The 16,187-nt window shown below is 64.1% G+C and carries 16 protein-coding genes; 9 read left to right on the plus strand and 7 right to left on the minus strand.

The window, feature by feature from the left end:
- Window positions 1-287 precede the first annotated feature (287 nt).
- From BLT96_RS00995 to BLT96_RS01010, 5 genes are all read left to right on the plus strand, one after another.
- Window positions 288-497 (plus strand): hypothetical protein, encoded by a 210-nt coding sequence (locus BLT96_RS00995; protein WP_090861228.1) that lies wholly within the window; start codon window positions 288-290, stop codon window positions 495-497.
- A 213-nt stretch (window positions 498-710) separates the two neighbouring features.
- Window positions 711-1,655, plus strand: a complete 945-nt coding sequence (locus BLT96_RS01000) for a patatin-like phospholipase family protein (RefSeq protein WP_245719353.1) — start codon at window positions 711-713, stop codon at window positions 1,653-1,655.
- A gap of 552 nt (window positions 1,656-2,207) precedes the next feature.
- Window positions 2,208-2,375, plus strand: a complete 168-nt coding sequence (locus BLT96_RS10525; protein WP_157692087.1) for a hypothetical protein — start codon at window positions 2,208-2,210, stop codon at window positions 2,373-2,375.
- A 2-nt stretch (window positions 2,376-2,377) separates the two neighbouring features.
- Complete coding sequence (locus BLT96_RS01005; protein WP_090861230.1) at window positions 2,378-2,854, plus strand: YbaK/EbsC family protein; 477 nt, start codon at window positions 2,378-2,380, stop codon at window positions 2,852-2,854.
- Between the two features lie 378 nt (window positions 2,855-3,232).
- The gene (locus BLT96_RS01010; RefSeq protein ID WP_090861231.1) at window positions 3,233-4,627 is read left to right on the plus strand and encodes a TrpB-like pyridoxal phosphate-dependent enzyme; all 1,395 of its coding nucleotides are present in this window, start codon (window positions 3,233-3,235) and stop codon (window positions 4,625-4,627) included.
- A 146-nt stretch (window positions 4,628-4,773) separates the two neighbouring features.
- On the opposite strand, the gene BLT96_RS01015 is transcribed toward BLT96_RS01010, so the two are convergent.
- Together BLT96_RS01015 and BLT96_RS01020 are read right to left on the minus strand one after the other, a co-directional pair.
- The gene (locus BLT96_RS01015; RefSeq protein WP_090861232.1) at window positions 4,774-5,583 is read right to left on the minus strand and encodes a hypothetical protein; all 810 of its coding nucleotides are present in this window, start codon (window positions 5,581-5,583) and stop codon (window positions 4,774-4,776) included.
- Window positions 5,584-5,791: 208 nt separating this feature from the next.
- Window positions 5,792-6,601 (minus strand): alpha/beta hydrolase, encoded by an 810-nt coding sequence (locus BLT96_RS01020; protein WP_090861233.1) that lies wholly within the window; start codon window positions 6,599-6,601, stop codon window positions 5,792-5,794.
- A gap of 303 nt (window positions 6,602-6,904) precedes the next feature.
- On the opposite strand from BLT96_RS01020, the gene BLT96_RS01025 reads away from it, so the two are divergent.
- A complete protein-coding gene (locus BLT96_RS01025) occupies window positions 6,905-8,527 on the plus strand; it encodes an alpha-amylase (RefSeq protein ID WP_090861234.1) in 1,623 nt (540 codons plus the stop codon).
- 75 nt (window positions 8,528-8,602) lie between these two features.
- Here the strand turns inward: BLT96_RS01025 and BLT96_RS01030 are convergent, their stop codons facing one another.
- Together BLT96_RS01030 and BLT96_RS01035 are read right to left on the minus strand one after the other, a co-directional pair.
- Entirely contained in the window at window positions 8,603-9,250 is a 648-nt protein-coding gene (locus tag BLT96_RS01030) for an NUDIX domain-containing protein (protein WP_090861235.1), read from the minus strand.
- Window positions 9,243-10,259, minus strand: a complete 1,017-nt coding sequence (locus BLT96_RS01035) for a tetratricopeptide repeat protein (protein ID WP_090861236.1) — start codon at window positions 10,257-10,259, stop codon at window positions 9,243-9,245. The genes BLT96_RS01030 and BLT96_RS01035 overlap by 8 nt, the downstream gene beginning before the upstream one ends.
- Window positions 10,260-10,349: 90 nt before the next feature.
- On the opposite strand from BLT96_RS01035, the gene BLT96_RS01040 reads away from it, so the two are divergent.
- Complete coding sequence (locus BLT96_RS01040; protein WP_090861237.1) at window positions 10,350-10,871, plus strand: low molecular weight protein-tyrosine-phosphatase; 522 nt, start codon at window positions 10,350-10,352, stop codon at window positions 10,869-10,871.
- Window positions 10,872-10,979: 108 nt separating this feature from the next.
- On the opposite strand, the gene BLT96_RS01045 is transcribed toward BLT96_RS01040, so the two are convergent.
- The 3 genes from BLT96_RS01045 to BLT96_RS01055 form a co-directional block, all read right to left on the minus strand.
- Window positions 10,980-11,762 (minus strand): amino acid ABC transporter ATP-binding protein, encoded by a 783-nt coding sequence (locus BLT96_RS01045; protein ID WP_090861238.1) that lies wholly within the window; start codon window positions 11,760-11,762, stop codon window positions 10,980-10,982.
- Window positions 11,762-12,619 (minus strand): amino acid ABC transporter permease, encoded by an 858-nt coding sequence (locus BLT96_RS01050; RefSeq protein WP_090861239.1) that lies wholly within the window; start codon window positions 12,617-12,619, stop codon window positions 11,762-11,764. The genes BLT96_RS01045 and BLT96_RS01050 overlap by 1 nt, the downstream gene beginning before the upstream one ends.
- Before the next feature lie 95 nt (window positions 12,620-12,714).
- Window positions 12,715-13,608 carry an ABC transporter substrate-binding protein gene (locus BLT96_RS01055; protein ID WP_090861240.1) on the minus strand — a complete coding sequence of 298 codons (894 nt, stop codon included), beginning with the start codon at window positions 13,606-13,608 and terminating at the stop codon, window positions 12,715-12,717.
- Window positions 13,609-13,918: 310 nt separating this feature from the next.
- On the opposite strand from BLT96_RS01055, the gene BLT96_RS10530 reads away from it, so the two are divergent.
- Together BLT96_RS10530 and BLT96_RS01065 are read left to right on the plus strand one after the other, a co-directional pair.
- Entirely contained in the window at window positions 13,919-14,704 is a 786-nt protein-coding gene (locus BLT96_RS10530; protein WP_157692088.1) for a 5'-methylthioadenosine/S-adenosylhomocysteine nucleosidase, read from the plus strand.
- A 183-nt stretch (window positions 14,705-14,887) separates the two neighbouring features.
- Window positions 14,888-16,177: an ATP-binding protein gene (locus BLT96_RS01065; protein ID WP_090861242.1), complete on the plus strand. Its 1,290-nt coding sequence runs from the start codon at window positions 14,888-14,890 to the stop codon at window positions 16,175-16,177.
- Window positions 16,178-16,187 lie beyond the last annotated feature (10 nt).

The following is a 16,187-nucleotide window of genomic DNA, read 5'->3' on the forward strand; positions in this document are numbered from 1 at the left end:
AGCGTTGTCGTGGGGGTGCAGATTGTGTGCGTGGCCTTCGCCAGGGCGCCGAAATGCTTCCCGTCATACCGAGTTTACTTGACAAATGGCGCCCCTGCTGAGGTGCTGATTTCTTGCCACGAACACATTTCTGAGCGGATTTTGAAGGTAAGGATGTTGTTTCCGCAGATAAATGCGGAGTTAGGAGGGGGATTCTGGCGCGTTCCTCCGGACTCTTCTGGGTAAGGTGTAGTTGTCCCTTACGACGAGTTTGGAAGGAAGGTGTAAGTGTGTTGAGGATCAAGGATATGAGCAAGCAGCAGAGGCGCGTGTTTGACGCCTGCAGCAACGGTTGGTTCGTCAGCGGCGTTTACACCGCCATGTTCGACGACCACAAGCGTGACTTCGCCGTAGACAGCCTGGGAATGCTCTATGGTGGCGTCGAGAACTGGTTTGGCGAGCATGCTGCCGACCACGGCGACTCTCACCTGTTGGTGAAGTGCGTCAAGGCGCTCTAGTACCTGCGGGTACTCCGCTGCGTTCTGGCGTGGCCACGAGGCGGAAGGCGTGATCTTCTCGCCTGCAAAACTTTGAAATAGAAATTCTGACAACCAAGATCGGCCGTCCTGCGGGGCGGTCGTTCTTATGTCGCGCGAAATGGGTACCAGAACAGGAAGGGCACGACTGCCCGGACCGGTTTGCTTACGACGAAGGGGGTCGTCTTGTCCAAGGTGGATGGGGTTGGCATCGCGTTCTGCGGTGGCGGTTTCAGGTCCTTTGCCGAGGTTGCGGCGATTGAGGACATGCAGAGAAGCGACGTGAGATACGGTGCCGTGGCGGGAACGTCGATGGGATCATTGGTGGCGGCGCTTGCAGCATCGGGCGTGAGCACCGACCGCATGGCGGAGCTGCTTGTTGCGATGGACAAGCGCACCGTTGAGGAGGGCGTGCTCAGGAACATGCCCCTGAAGGTGCTGAACGTGATATCGAACAAGGGCATGGTGGACAGCGCCATCCTTGAGGACTATGCGCGGGAGGTTCTGGAGGGTGCGGGGATCAGGACGTTTGCCGACTTCGTGATGCCCGTTGCCATTACGGCCGTCGACATTGTGAGTGGTGAGCTCTTTGTGTTTACGAACGACGAGGAGCTCTTTGCGGCGGATGGTGGTAACTGGAACACGGTGTGCGACCTGTCGCTGGACGTTGCGAAGTGCTGCGCGTGCTCGGGCTCGTATCCGCTAGTGATCACGCCGACTAAGTACCTTGGCCGGACGTTCATGGACGGTGGTTGCCGCATGAACCTGCCAACGCCCCTGTTCGACAGGAGCATGGTGGACGCCGTGGTAGGCGTGGGCCTTATCAGGAAGCCGCGACTGGTGGAGGACATCACTCCGCTGAACATTGCCATGCGAACGATGGGCTGCGGGGCGAACCAGCTGGACCGCATTCATGCGAACGCGGCGGACCTTTACATTAACCTGCCCGTGAGCGGCGACGACGCATTCCAGGCGGGCACGGGCGCCCAGGTGATAGACGAGGCTCGCCAGATGCTGCGCGACAATCCTCCCGACTGGAATGCCGTGCGCCCGAGCATGCTGGAATCCATCCGCAAACGTGCGGTGGACGCGTTCTACAACATGGTCAAGACGGTGCCGAAGAGCGTGAAGATGTCCTGAGCCACGTGTGGCGAGCGCCCATAACATGTGTGGGTCGTATGAAGATGACTGACAGAATAGTGTCCGGAGGAAGCGGGCGGTGCGCGCGCTGCGAAGGCAAATGGAAGAGAGCTGTCGCACGTTAAGCGTGCGGAACTTCTTTAGGAGCTGCGGCAGAGGAAGAAATGCGCGCCCTATTTCTGAAAGAATATACAGGTAGCTGAAATACACTCAGATATGGGATGGAAACAGGGATGTATATGCACGCACTTGGATGAAACAACATGACTTGGGAAGAGAAATCAAGACAAGTGCAAGATAGGCGAGAACATCGTAACATTCGATTTTTAACCGAAATACGGGAAGGAAACACAAGGTAGTTATTTTGATGTGCCTGCTTCCAGAGGGGCAATCGAGTTGTGATACGCGAGTGACAATAATAAAATTTCAAACCTATTAATCGGCTAGACTTTGCATCTCCGGCGGTCATAATTGTCCGTATGCGACGCTGGGAAACGCCCTGCGCGCGAAGCAGCCTGACGAGCGCGACCCAAATAAGGACGGAGAGACGCGATGGCAGAAGACAAGTTTGTACTTCCCCCGTTGGACACGAAGTATCACTGCACGAACCCGGACCGCGAGATGACGCTGGGACAGATGCTTGACGGTGTCGATCCCGACATGTGGCCGACGAACGAGGAGATGCTCGAGACGCTCCTGTTCTGCATGGACGCTGAGTAGCCTTGTCGGCGGAATCGACGCGCGCATACCTGGCTCGCTATGGTTTGGACGAGAAGATCATCACGTACGACGTGCTGACGGCGACCGTGGAGCAGGCGGCGGAGGCATCTGGCCTGGAGCCCGGACAAATTGGCAAGACGATGGCCTTCGACGTGGGCGGCGATGCGGTGCTTGTGGTGTGCGCCGGCGACGCGAAGGTGTGGAACTCCGCGTTCAAAAGGCAGTTTCACACGAAGCCGACCTTCATAAAGCCGGAACAGCTCGAGGAGCGCGTGGGGCATCCCATGGGCGGCGTATGCCCGTTTGACGTAAAGCCTGAGGTCAAGTGCTACTTAGACGTATCGCTCAAGCGCTACGACTTTGTGCGACCCGCCGCCGGCAGCGAGAACACAGGCGTCGATACCACGATGGAAGAGCTTGAGCAGGTAAGTCACTCCCTGGGATGGGTGGACGTGTGCAAGGGCTGGCGTGAGGAGTAGGCCCTAACGCCGCGGTGGCGTGACGCTTTGGCGCCACGGTGGACCCACGCCGAGAAACGAAGGTGTTTCTCGGCGGAAATAAGGCGGAAATAGTGGCGCCGTAATGTTTGCTGCAACGTCAACAGGAGGAAGACAGATGTCCCTTGCAGCCAACAACATCGTGAGCGCAGGCACCCAGGTGCTCGCTGGCGCATGGTGGTGGACAAGGACTGATGGACTTCCGGACTAGCGACGGCCGCCTAACCATACTCATCAAAGGCCCTCGGACTAGCTCCGGGGGTCTTTTTGTATGCCGAGGCGGCATGGCACCGCGCGTGCCGCAAGAGACAGGTCACCATTAGACGGGTGCGGGAGCGCCCAGAGGAAAGGACAGCGACCATGGCAGAGACGAAGACCACCGATCCCTATCGCACGTACCTGCGCGAGGACCAGATTCCGACCGCCTGGTACAACCTGCGCGCGGACATGCCTGAAAAGCCCGAGCCCATGAGGCTCCCCAACGGCAAGGTCGCCACGGTGGACGACATCGCGCCAGTGTTTGCGCGCGCCCTGTGCGAGCAGGAGCTGGATGATGACACGGCCTACTTCGACATTCCCGAGCCGGTCATGGAGATGTATCGCGTGTACCGCCCGAGTCCGCTGTGCCGCGCGTACAACCTGGAGCGCGCGCTGGGCACGCCGGCGAAGATCTACTACAAGTTCGAGGGCAACAACACCTCTGGTTCTCACAAGCTGAACTCCGCGCTGGCGCAGGCGTACTACGCGTACGCCGAGGGCATCACGAACATCACAACCGAGACGGGCGCCGGCCAATGGGGCACCGCACTTTCCGAGGCGGCGGCGCACTTTGGGCTGAGCCTGGACGTGTACATGGTGAAGTGCTCGTACGAGCAGAAGCCGTTCCGCCGCAGCGTGATGCAGACGTTTGGCGCCACCATCACGCCGTCGCCCTCCGACACCACCGCGGCCGGCCGCAAGATTCTTGCAGACGACCCCACGTGCACCGGGTCGTTGGGCACGGCCATCAGCGAGGCGGTGGAGCGCGCGCTCAACGTGCCGGGCAACAAGGGTCGCTACCAGCTGGGCAGCGTGCTGAACCAGGTGCTGCTGCACCAGTCCATCATCGGTCTGGAGTCGTATGAGGCGCTTGCGGAGTTGGGCGAGTACCCGGACATCGTGATTGGCTGCTGCGGCGGTGGTTCCAACTTTGGTGGCCTCATCGCCCCGTTCATGCGCGACAAGCTGAACGGCACCCACCCCGATACGCGCTTCATTGGCGTGGAGCCCGCGAGCTGTCCTTCGCTCACGCGCGGCGTGTACGCGTACGACTTTGCGGACACAGGCCAGACCTGCCCGCTCTGCAAGATGTACACGCTGGGAAGCGGCTTCATCCCGAGTCCGGACCACGCCGGGGGCCTGCGCTACCACGGCATGAGCCCCGTCGTGTCCAAGCTGAAGCACGACGGCTACATGGAGGCGGTCGCGGTGAAGCAGACGGACGTGTTCGCTGTGGCGGAGCAGTTCGCGAAGCTCGAGACCATCCTGCCCGCGCCGGAGAGCTCGCACGCCATCCTGCAGGCAATCCGCGAGGCAGAGCGCTGCCGCGAGACCGGCGAGGCAAAGACCATCCTGTTTGGCCTCACGGGAACCGGCTACTTCGACATGGTGGCTTACGACAAGTACAACAAGGGCGAGCTCGAGGACCACATCCCCACGGACGAGGAGCTTCAGGTGGGCTTCGATACCATCCCGCACATTCCCGGCCTGCAGTAGGACGCGGCAGTCGGACGGTTACGGCGGCGTAGGGCAAAGAGGCGAGAAGGACGCACGGCCATGGCCACACGTCCTTCTCGCCTGCGTCGTATTAATCGTGACTTGCGCCTTGTGCGGTGGTGCGGATGCCCACCTGCGTGCCGCCGCTACGAGAGCGAGGACACGATCTGCGAGAGTGCGTCGTTCGCCTTCTGGCGGGCGGACTCGATGTCCGAGGACGACACGTTCTGGAAGTCGATGTTGGGCAGGTTATCGGAGTCGATGGTGATGCCGTCGACGGAGAGGCTGCCAAGCAGGTCGTTCGCGGCGTCCTGGGCGTCCTTCACCTTGGACTTGTCCACCTTTACGTCGTCCGGGACGACGGTCTTGTCCAGCACCTTGCCGTCCTTGCCGACCAGCGTGACGGTGCACTTGACGTCCTTGCCCGTGACCTGCTGGTAGGCGCAGACGGGCAGGCCGACGGCGATGGCGTCGTACATGTCCGCCATCTTGAGCTTGTCCGTGCCGAGCGTGATCGTGACCTTCGAGAAGTCCTTGTTGTGCTCCACCTTTGTGACGTTGGGGAAGGCATCGGAGTTTGCCATGGCGTCGAGCGCTGCCTTCACGCTCTTGCGCAGCTTGGACGAGAAGGACTTGTACTGCTCCTTGGTCATGGTGACCGTCCAGCTGCCGTTCTTGTTCTTGACGGCCTTCGTGCCGATGGTCTTCTCGAGCAGCTTCTTGATCTGCTTCGTGGACTTGCCCGCGTACTCGCTTCCCTGGAAGTAGTAGCTGGGGATGGTGACCTTCATGGTGTCGGAGGATTCGTCCTTCTGGCTCTTCTTTGCGGAGCTGACCTCCGTGGCGTCGACCGCCTTGCCGTTGACCGTGCCGCAGGCGACAAGGCCGAGCCCCATGGTGAGCGCGCATGCGACCGCAAGGCCCTTGCGCGCGATGCTGTGAGTGCGCTTGAGCATGTCATCCTCCCGATGTGCCTATGACGTGCTGATGCCGAATGCCCACATTCTACCCATTTGGGGCGGGTTGTGGCCGATATGCCCGCGATGGTGACAAACGTCACGGGTGGATGAACGAAACGTGAACGGCCCGCCGCGTGTTGTCGCGACGGGCCGTGGAAGGCGTTGTGCATGGGGAAGTTGCGTATGGGGACGTTGTGCGCGCCGGTTAGATGCGATGCTCCATCCAGGCGATGTAGTCCGCGATGACCTCGTCGCGGCACCACTCGTTTACGACCTCGTGGTAGCAGTTGCCGTAGATCTTCATCTGCTTGTCCGTGCTCGCGACGGCGGCAAACAGGTCGTAGGTGTCCTCGTAGGAGATGAGGCCGTCCTTCTCGCCGTGCGTGAGCAGCACGGGATACGCGAACTTGCGCTTGTTGTCCGCAAACCACGCAAGGCCGTCCTTCAGGGCATATACCAGGCCAATCGCGAACGTCTTGCGGTTGAGGGGATCCCTTGCGTACCAGTCGCGAACCTCGTCGACGCTGCAGACGCCGCTGCCGAGCTCGTTGGGGAGCTGCGTGTGCGGGTCGACGCCCGTGGGCGTGCTGGCAAACATGCCCGCCTTGTCCTCCGTGAGGCCGCCGTTACAGATGATGCCGCGGAGGTTCTTGTTGGGATACTTCACTCCGTAGAGCGCGACGCAGTAGCCACCCATGCTGTGGCCGAAGAGGAACACGGGACGATCGGGGTTCTCGGCGATGGCGCGGTCGACCACGACGTTGGTGTCGTCCAGAATCTCATCCCAGCGGGAGTAGTATGCGCATTCGCCCTCGCTCTTGCCGTGGCCGCGGTGGTCGAAGCGATACGTGCCGATGCCGGCCTCGTGCAGCTTCTGGGCCATGTAGTCGTAGCGGCCCTGGTGCTCGCACAGGCCGTGCACTATGACGCATACGGCCCTGTCGTCTGCGGTGACCTCTGGGTTGTAGAAGAGCCGCGTGCCGTCGAACGAGGTGATGAACTGGTCGTCTGCCATGGGTGGCCTCCTTGTGGTCGCGTGCGTGGCTCGCGGGCGGAAGCGTCGTGCGCGCTGGGCGTCGGTGGCGCACACGGCGACGCCGCCCGCGAGACCGTTGCATGTTTGATTGTAGGCCGGTCGTGTGGGGTGTCGTGGCCTTCTGGGGAGACGGTCGCGGGCGCGCCGTGGGCGGAGGCGCGGGGCTGTCGCGCTGCCGCGGGAGTGGGATGCGCGTGCGGCGACGTCGCACTTCTAGAAGTGCGATATGTGGGGACACCCGACGCGAGCGACTGGGTACGAATTACGAGGGAGGCGGAACTGATGGACAACGGAACCATGCTGCAGGGGTTCAGCTGGTACCTTCCGGCTGACGGCGCGCACTGGAGGCGCCTTGCGAAGAGCGCGCAGCGCCTTGCGGACGAGGGGGTCACGGCGGTGTGGCTGCCGCCCGCGTACAAGGGCCAGGCTGGCGGGTTTGACGTGGGCTACGGCGTGTACGACACGTACGACCTGGGAGAATTTGACCAGAAGGGCACCGTCGCCACCAAGTACGGCACGAAGGACGAGTACCTTGCGTGCATTCGGGCGCTGCAGGCCGCGGGCGTACAGGCGCTGGGAGACGTGGTGCTGAACCAGCGCATGGGCGCGGATGCGACGGAGGACGTGGTTGCGCGCGAGGTTGCCGCCAACGACCGCAACCGCGTGGTTGCGGGCCCACACAAGATTCGCGCGTGGACCAGGTTCTGCTTCCCGGGCAGGCGCGGGAAGTACTCCGCGTTCACGTGGGACTGGCGCTGCTTTCACGGCGTGGACTGGGACGACGCCACACGGCGCGGCGGGATCTACCTGTTTGACGGCAAGAGCTGGGACAACGAGGTGGATCACGACGACAACGGCAACTACGACTACCTGATGGGCTGCGACGTGGACCTTTCGTACCCGCCCGTGTACGACGAGCTCGTGCGCTGGGGCAAGTGGTACCTGGACACGACGGGGCTCGATGGGTTCCGCTTCGACGCGCTCAAGCACATGGGTCGCGAGTTCTACCAGCGCTGGCTTCCCGAGATGCGCGACTACACCGGGCGCGAGCTCTTCTCGGTGGGGGAATACTGGACGCCGCGCGTGGACGAGCTGGTCTCGTACATAAACGACATGCCGACGATGAGCCTGTTCGACGTGCCGCTTCACTATCACTTCTATAGCGCGTCGTGCTCGAACGGGGACTTCGACCTGTCGAAGCTGTTCGATCGCACGCTGAGCACGTGGAACCCCGTGCGCGCGGTCACGTTTGTGGAGAACCACGACACGCAGCCTGGGCAGGCGCTGCAGTCGCTCGTGCTGCCGTGGTTCAAGCCGAGCGCGTACGCGTGCATCCTGCTTCGCGAGGCCGGCTACCCATGCGTGTTCTACGGCGACCTGTACGGCATGCCAAACGACGGCAACATCCCCGCGGTGGTGGAGCTACCACTTTTGATGGAGATCAGGCGGCGCTTCGCGTACGGTCGCCAGCGCGACTGGCTGGACGACGCGGACACCATCGGTTGGACGCGCGAGGGCGAGCGCGGGCGCGAGGGCTCCGGCGTGGCCGTGGTGCTGACGGACCGCGCCGGCGGCGCGAAGCGCATGCTGGTGGGCGAGGGGCACGCCGGCGAGCTGTGGCACTGCGTGATAGGGGAGGAGAAGGACGTTCGCATTGGGCCGGACGGCTGGGCGGAGTTTGGCTGCGGCGGCGGGCGGCTGTCCGTGTACCTGAGCGACGCGGCCGCCGGCGTGCTTGAGCATGACTGGGTGAACGCCATCCACACACCGGACGCGGACCCGTACACGGACGACGACCCCGTGCGCGCGGAGACCGAGGAGGCCGTGCGCGAGCATCCGGAACTCGAGGGCGAGGTGCGGCGACTTGCACGGGAAGGCCTCGACGGCGAGGGCGTCGCGGGCTAGCGTGCGGCCGGCGCCGGCCCGTGCCGGCATTGCCGTCAAGCTCGCTGGCGCTGCCGGTATCTGGGCGAGAAGGGCCTAGAGTCCCTGCAGCGCCAGCCACGCGTCCGCAACGATCTGCGCGTGGTCGAAGGCAAGGCCGTCGCCCCTGACGTCCTGCGCGCGCAGGCGGTGCGTGATGGGCTGCTCGCGCGCCGTGAACTCGCTCGTGAGCGTCGTGCCCTCGTGCGCGAGCGCAAGCGTCACAGAGTCGCCGTCGCTCACGGGTCCCACGAGCGTCGCGGCAACGTCAAACCACGCGGCGCGAGCGGCGTCGTCTGCGGCAACGGGAATGGAGCCCGCATCGTCCAGCGCGACGAACGCGTACGAGATGGTCCAGCCGCGCGGGTCGCGGCCGGGGGTGCTGTACAGGCCTATGGGCTCGAGCTTCAGGCCGGACACGCAGGTCTCCTCCTCGAGCTCGCGCGCCGCGCAGGCGTCTGCGGTCTCGTCCGGGTTGCAGAAGCCGCCGGGCGTGGCCCAGCGTCCCAGGTAGGGGTGGCCGCCGCGCTGCACCAGCAGCAGCTGCAGACCACCGTCATGCCGACGGAACACGCAGATGTCTGCCGTGAGCGAGGGTTGGGGATACTTCTTCGGCGTGTAGCTTGCAAGGAACTCGGCCTCGGTCAGGCCGTTTTTGTCCCGCGGCTCCGTACCCTGCGCGGCGTTGGCTGCATCGTTAGGCATTGGCGTCACCGTCCTTCTCGCCCGTGCCGTCAGCGGCGTCGGGGGCGTCGTCGCCAGACGCCGCGTTAGGATCGTCCTGGGCGGCCTTGGCCAGAAACTCGTTCGCCCTGTCGCGGCGCTCGTCCGCGGAAAGGCTCGCAAGCTCGTCCAGCTTGTCGAGCAGCGTCTTCCAGCCGTCGAAGTGCGTGATCGCCCACAGACCCGCCGCCACGTAGCGCGCGTCGTCGAACTTGCCGGCGTTCAGTGTGTCGTTCAGCAGCTCCTGCATGGTGTCGACCGCGAGCTTGGACGGGCCGTAGTTCTCGCCCGCGCGCTTCAGGCGCTGCGCGGCCTCCGCGCTGGAAAGGTGGGCGAGCCTGTGCCCGCGGCCGCTTGCGTGGGCAAGCTCGTGCAGCTCCGCGTGGGGATCCGCGTAGATGTCGTCCGGATCGAAGTCCTCGTACACGGCGTAGTGCGCGGCCGCGAGCTCGTACTTGCCCTGCGTCACCAGCACGTTTGCGCGGAACGCGTGGTACCGCGCGAGGTCGGTTGCAATAATGATGAGCGGCCATGCGGCCTCGATGTCACGCTCCACCGCGTCGAAATCGCCCATGGCCTCGTGCGACATGGCGCGCTCAAGGTAGAGGCCGGCGTCGGCCGTGTTGAAGCGCAGCGCGTTGTCGATGGCGGCCGCGGCGTCCTCGTAGCGCCCCAGCGCGTACAGCAGCGCGGAGTGGATGCCGTACGCGTCCGTGTACGGCGCAACGGTGGGCTTCACGGCGTTGGGGTCGACGTCCGGGTGCGCGTTGAGGTACAGGTACGCCTGCGCGGGGTCCGTGAAGTCCAGACGGTCGGGCAGGCAGTCTGGCTCCTCCTGCGCAGACTTCTGCAAGCGGTCCAGTAGCGGTGTCAGCATGCGCAGCGCCTGATCGGGGTGCTTCATCTGCAGCGCAAACTGCACGCGCCTGAACGTTGCCTGCGCGTCGTCCCGCAGCTTCTGCTGCTCTGCCGTCAGGTCGGTGTCTGCCATGGTTCCTCCTTGTGCGGGACGCGCCCGCCTCGACTTTGCTCCGTTCAGTATAGACTGTGTCTGCAACGTCCGCGCACCGATGGGAGCCCCATGCACAAGCCCGCACACAGCATTCTGTTTGTCTGCCACGGCAACATCTGCCGTTCGACCATGGCGGAGTTCGTGATGCAAGACCTCGTGCGCCGCGCCGGTCTTGCGCAAGACTTTCGCATAGACTCCGCCGCCACAAGCAGGGAGGAGCTGGGAAACGACGTCCACCCAGGAACCCGCGCGAAGCTTGCCGCGGAGGGCGTGCCGTGCGGGCATCACCTTGCGCGCCAGATGGGTCCTGCGGACTACGCCGCGTTCGACAACATCGTGGGCATGGACCAGGACAACATGGACGGCATCTGCCGTCTGCTTCTGGGCGAGAAGGGCTACGGCTTCAGCTGGCGCCCCGCCTCCGCGCGCGAGCGCGCCGCGGCCGATCCCGACCACAAGGTGTCGCGCCTGCTTGACTGGGCGGGAGTCGACCGTGACGTTGCGGACCCGTGGTACACCGGCAACTTCGACGTGACGTACGACGACGTGCTGTTGGGGTGCACCGCGATGTTGGACGCGCTCACGCGGTAGGCGCTGCCCCGGCGCCGCGCTCTTCTCGCCCAAAGCAAGAAGCCGCCCCACGCGCCAAGGCGTGAGGCGGCTTTCGTGCGGTTGCGGCCGATGCGGTTGCGGCCGGCGCTACGAGTTGTAGCTGTGGAAGAACGCGCGCGTCTCGGGGTCGGTCGCGTTGTCCATCACGTCTGCCGGGGTGCCGTTCTCCGCGACCTTGCCGCGGCGCAGAAGCACGATGCGGTCCGCGGCCTTGTGCGCAAAGCTCATCTCGTGCGTGGCCATCAGGATCGTGGCGCCCTGGTCCTTCAGCTCGGACACCATCTCGAGCACCTCGCCCACCAGCATGGGGTCGAGCGCGGAGGTGACTTCGTCCAGAAGCAGCAGCTCGGGGTCGCCCATCAGAGCACGGCAGATGGCGACGCGCTGCTGCTGGCCGCCGGAAAGGCGGTCCGGGTACTCGCGGGCCTTCTGGTCCATGCCGATGCGCTTCAAGAGGGCCATGGCCTTCTCCTCCGCGTCCGCGCGGTTCCACTTGAACACCTTGCGCGCGGCGAGCGTCACGTTGTTGAGGACGGTCATGTGCGGGAAGAGGTTGAACTGCTGAAACACCACGCCAATGCGCTTGCGGCACTCGTCCTGGTTGATGCGGGGGTCCGTTATGTCGGTCTCGCCGAGCCAGATCTGGCCGTCGTTCACGCGCTCCAGCATGTTGACGCACTTCATGAGCGTGGACTTGCCCGAGCCGGACGGCCCCAAAAGCGCGACCACCTCGTGCTTGTTCACGTCGAACGAGATGTGGTCGAGCACCACGTTGTCGCCAAAGCGCTTCACCACGTTGTCGATGCGCAGGACCTTCTGCGGCGCGCCACCCTGGGTGGCCGCGGTTCCCTCGTGTGCGATGTCTGGCATTAGACCATGCCTCCCGTCTGCTCGCGGCGGCGCAGCTTTGCGGAGTACCAGTCGTTCAGCAGGATGAACGGCACGCTCAGCAGGATGAAGAGCACGCTTGCGACCACGTACGGCGTGAAGTTGTACGTCTTGGCAACCATGATCTGGGCGGCGCGCACGGCGTCGACGGCGCCCAGGGTCGAGATCAGGCCCACGTCCTTCTGCATCGATATGAAGTCGTTCATCAGGGCGGGAGCGATCTTGCGCAGCGCCTGCGGAATGATCACCAGGCGCATGGTCTGGCCGGACGTGAGTCCCAGCGAGCGCGCGGAAGCACGCTGCGACGGGTGCACGTCCTGGAAGCCGGCGCGCAGCACCTCCGCGATGTAGGCGGAGTACGACATGATGATGGCGACGGTACCCAGGATGGCCGGGTCTATGCGGCCAAAGATCCCCAGGCCCGGGATGCCAAAGCCAATCAGGTACAGCACGACCAGCATGGGGATGCCGCGCATGATGGTGGTGTACAGCCGCGCGACCACGCGCAGCGGAAACATGACCGCGGACGTGGTGATGCGGCACAGCGCCAGCGCCGTGCCCAGGATGGCGACGCCGATGACGGCGACCACCAGCACGCGCAGGTTCAGCAGCAGCCCGTCAAGCACCTGCGGCCACGCCTGCGCAAAGTACTCGGGCGAGAAGAACGACTGCTGTACTCGAGGCCAGCCCGGGGAGTTTGAAAGTCCAAACGCCACGAGGCCCACGAGCACGAGGGACGAAACGACGCTCGTGAGGTGCGAGCGTACGTTCTGCTTCCTGCGGTACTCCTCGCGTTCCAGCTCGACGTTGCTCACGGCGTCCTTGGAAGAGCCAGACATTCGGGAAGCCCCCTTCCTTGGGGTAGGTTGCCAAAACGGTTGACGAAAAACGGCCGAGACCAAGGTCCCGGCCGTCAGAGGGCGGCGCTTCGTCCCTACTTCTTCAGCGTGGGGATGTCCGTCGTGTACTCTGCAAGCCACTTGTCCTGCAGCTTCTTGACCGTGCCGTCCTTGGTGAGGGCGTCCATGGCCTTCTTCACGTACTTCGTGAGCGGGGAGTTCTTCGCCAGGGTGATGCCCAGGCCCTCCTTGTCCTCGGTGCCGGGGATCTGGCCCACCACAAGGCCGTCGTCGATCTGCTTGGACTGGACCATGTACACGGCCTGCGGCGTGTCGGTCACCAGCGCGTCGCACTGGCCGGAGGTCACGGCCTGCGCCGCGGCGGAGTTGTCGTCGAAGATGCTGATGCCCTTGTCCTTACCACCCTTGATGATGTCCTTCACGTAGTCGTACGCGGTGGTGCCCACCATCACGGCGATGTTGGCGTCCGCAAGGTCGGAGCACTTCGTGGCGCTGGCGTACTTGCTGCTCTTCTGCAGGACGACGGCCTGAGTCGGGCGGAAGTACGCGGGCGAGAAGTCCACGGCCTTCTTGCGGTCGGAGTTGATGGACACCTGCTGGATGTTCAGGTCCCAGTCGTGCTCGCCGGGGGCGTATGCCTCGTCAAACGTGGTGCGTACCCACTTGACGTCCTTCTTCGCGAAGCCCATCTCGTCTGCGAGCGCGTAGACGAGGGCGGCCTCGAAGCCCTTGCCGGTCTGGGGCTTGTCGTCGATCACCCACGGGGTGTAGGCGGGGTTGCCGGTCGCGACGGTCAGCTTGCCCTCGGTGTGGGTCAGGCTCTTCACGCCGCCGCTCTTCTTGCTGGAGCTGCCGGAGTCACTCGAGCTGGACGATCCGCAGGCCGCGAGGCCCAGCGTGGCAAACGCGGAGGCTCCCAGTGCGATGGCCTGGCGCCTGCTGATGGCGGTATCGGTGATGGACTTCATCGCTGTTCCTTTCACGCGTCCCCAAAGGGGGAGGCTCTTCTCATGCGTACGCCCCCACACTAGCAAATGGCGGATTACGGGCCGTGCAATGGCATATAAAACTCGGCATCTTGTTACGCAATGTTGTTATTTCGGGCCTCCTCCAGACTGCATGGTGACGTGCCGTGCGTCTTGGCTTCGCACCGTCCGCCTTGGCGCCGCCCTTGGCTATACTTGCAGAGTCACATTGCAAGAGCCGCATCGCAATCCCATTGGGGCAAACGCCATCGCAGCGCCCGGCGGCGTCCGGGCACATCGTCAGGGGGTTTACATGGTCAAGACCGTCGCCGTGCTCAGCGCGCTTCGCAAGGAGTCGCTCGCGTTCTTCGAGCTTGGGGGAGAAGAGCCGCGCCGTCGCTGCGGCGTGGAGCTTGCGCGCCGATCCGTCGCGGGCCTCGACGTCGTGGCCGCTGCCGGCGGCATGGGCACCATCAACGCGGCGGCCTCCGCCCAGCTGCTCATCGATGCGTGCCGGCCGGACGTCCTGCTGTTTTGCGGCATCGCAGGGAGCCTCAACCCCAGGATCGGCCAGGGAGACGTGGTCGTGGGCGAGCGTCTGGAGTGCCTCGAGGCGGACATGGACATCATCGCGGAGTCAGAGCCTCACCTCACGTCGTTTCCCTCCGACGCGCGGCTCGTGCGCCTGGCGAAGGAGGAGCTGGAGGCGCGGTCGTTCGAGCGCGTGGACAACGTGCGCGAGTCCGGCTCTGACGCGAGCGCTTCTAAGTACGGCACGCTTGCGCCGCACGCGCCGCGCTACGTGTGCGGCGCCATCGCGACGAGCGACCTCTTCAGCACGGCGCCCGATGTGCTGCGCGAGGTGCGCGGCCGCTATGCCGCGGACTGCGAGGAGATGGAGGGCGTGGCGGCGGCCCAGGTGGCAGCACGTGCCGGCGTGCCGTTCCTTGCGATCCGCTCCATCAGCAACGTGTGCGGCGAGCCGTACGAGGAGCTGGACGGCCGCGAGGCGGACCTCGTGGCGACGGCACGCCTTGCCGCGGACGTGACCATGGGCGTCATCGCGAGACTTGCGGCGGAGGGACTCGACTCGCGGTAACCAGCGGCAATCCGGGTGGAAAATCCTTGGCGAGTAGGGTGGAAAAACCACATCGAGTAGGGTGGAAAAACCACATCGGATAGGGTGGAAAATCCACATCGGACAGGGTGGAAAAACGGTACCATGGGTCTTAGCAGGGGAGATGTCCCCCGTGTGGAATGACCTGATTCTGGAGGGTATCGAATGTCCATCACGCCCGAAGGGTATCTGCCGCGCCTTGTTGACGAGAAGGTTGAGCGGTATCTGCGGATATTTGGCGCAGTGGAAATCGGCGGCACGAAGTGGTGCGGCAAGACGTGGACGGCCCTTAGGCACGCGAACAGCGTGAGCTACGTTGACCAGAGCCTGGCACTTGCCACGGATGACCCGAGCTCGATGCTCGTTGGAAAAAGACCGCACGTCGTCGACGAGTGGCAGCGTGTCCCAACGATATGGGACTACGTGCGTCACGAGGTAGATAGCGCGAGGGGGGCCAGGGGCTCCTTCATACTCACGGGGTCCTCCTCACCTCTTGTGCGCGAGAAGGACGGTCTGCCGCAGCATAGTGGTGCGGGTCGCATTGGCAGGGTGCGTATGCGGCCTATGTCACTGTATGAGAGCGGGGATTCCGTCGGAAGGGTGTCGCTCGCCGGCCTTTTTGCGGGCGAGTTCGAGCCGGTGCAGGTGAAGACGGACGCGCAGAAGTTGGTGGACCTTGCCTGTAGGGGAGGCTGGCCGGAAGCGATTGATCTTTCTGCCGCGGACGCGCAGCAGATAGCACGAGAGTACCTGCGGCTGTTTCGCATGTCGACGGTGCCCGACCAAGGCAAGGATCCCGAGCTGATGAGGAGGATGCTCTTCTCGCTTGCGAGAAACCTGGGCCAGGCAGCGACGTACAGGACTATTGCCGCGGATGCGGGGGACTCCTCTGCGGGCGAGCCCTTGAGCGAAGGCACCATCTCCTCATACCTCGGCTTGCTGAGGGCGGCATACCTGCTGGACGAGGTTCCGGGGTGGGTTCCGCCAGCACGCTCCGCGAAGCGCGTGAACACGAAGCCGAAGCGCTATCTGGCGGACCCTTCCCTCGCGGTGGCGCAGCTGGCCCTGCTCCCGGGTGCGCTGCTTGCCGACTGGCAGACGTTTGGCCTTGTGTTCGAGAACCTCTGCATGCGCGACCTTCAGGTGTATGCGGAGGCGCAGGAGCTGTGCGGCGACGTGCCCGTGCGGTACTACCGTGACTCCGCAGGTCTCGAGGTGGATGCCATAGTGGAGCTTGCGGACGGTAGGTGGGGCGCGTTCGAAATCAAGACGAGCGAGGCGAAGGTGGAGGAGGGCGCAGCGAGCCTGAGGCGCCTGCGCCGCAAGCTGACGCAGAACCCGAGTGCCCGCGTGAGGCCGCCGGAGTTCATGGCGGTGATAACGGGGGTGTCTGAGTACGCGCACCGCGTGGAGGATGGCATCTACGCGATACCGATTTGCGCACTTACGGCATAGCGCGAAAGCC

Source organism: Parafannyhessea umbonata (assembly GCF_900105025.1).
Taxonomy (GTDB): Bacteria; Actinomycetota; Coriobacteriia; order Coriobacteriales; family Atopobiaceae; genus Parafannyhessea; species Parafannyhessea umbonata.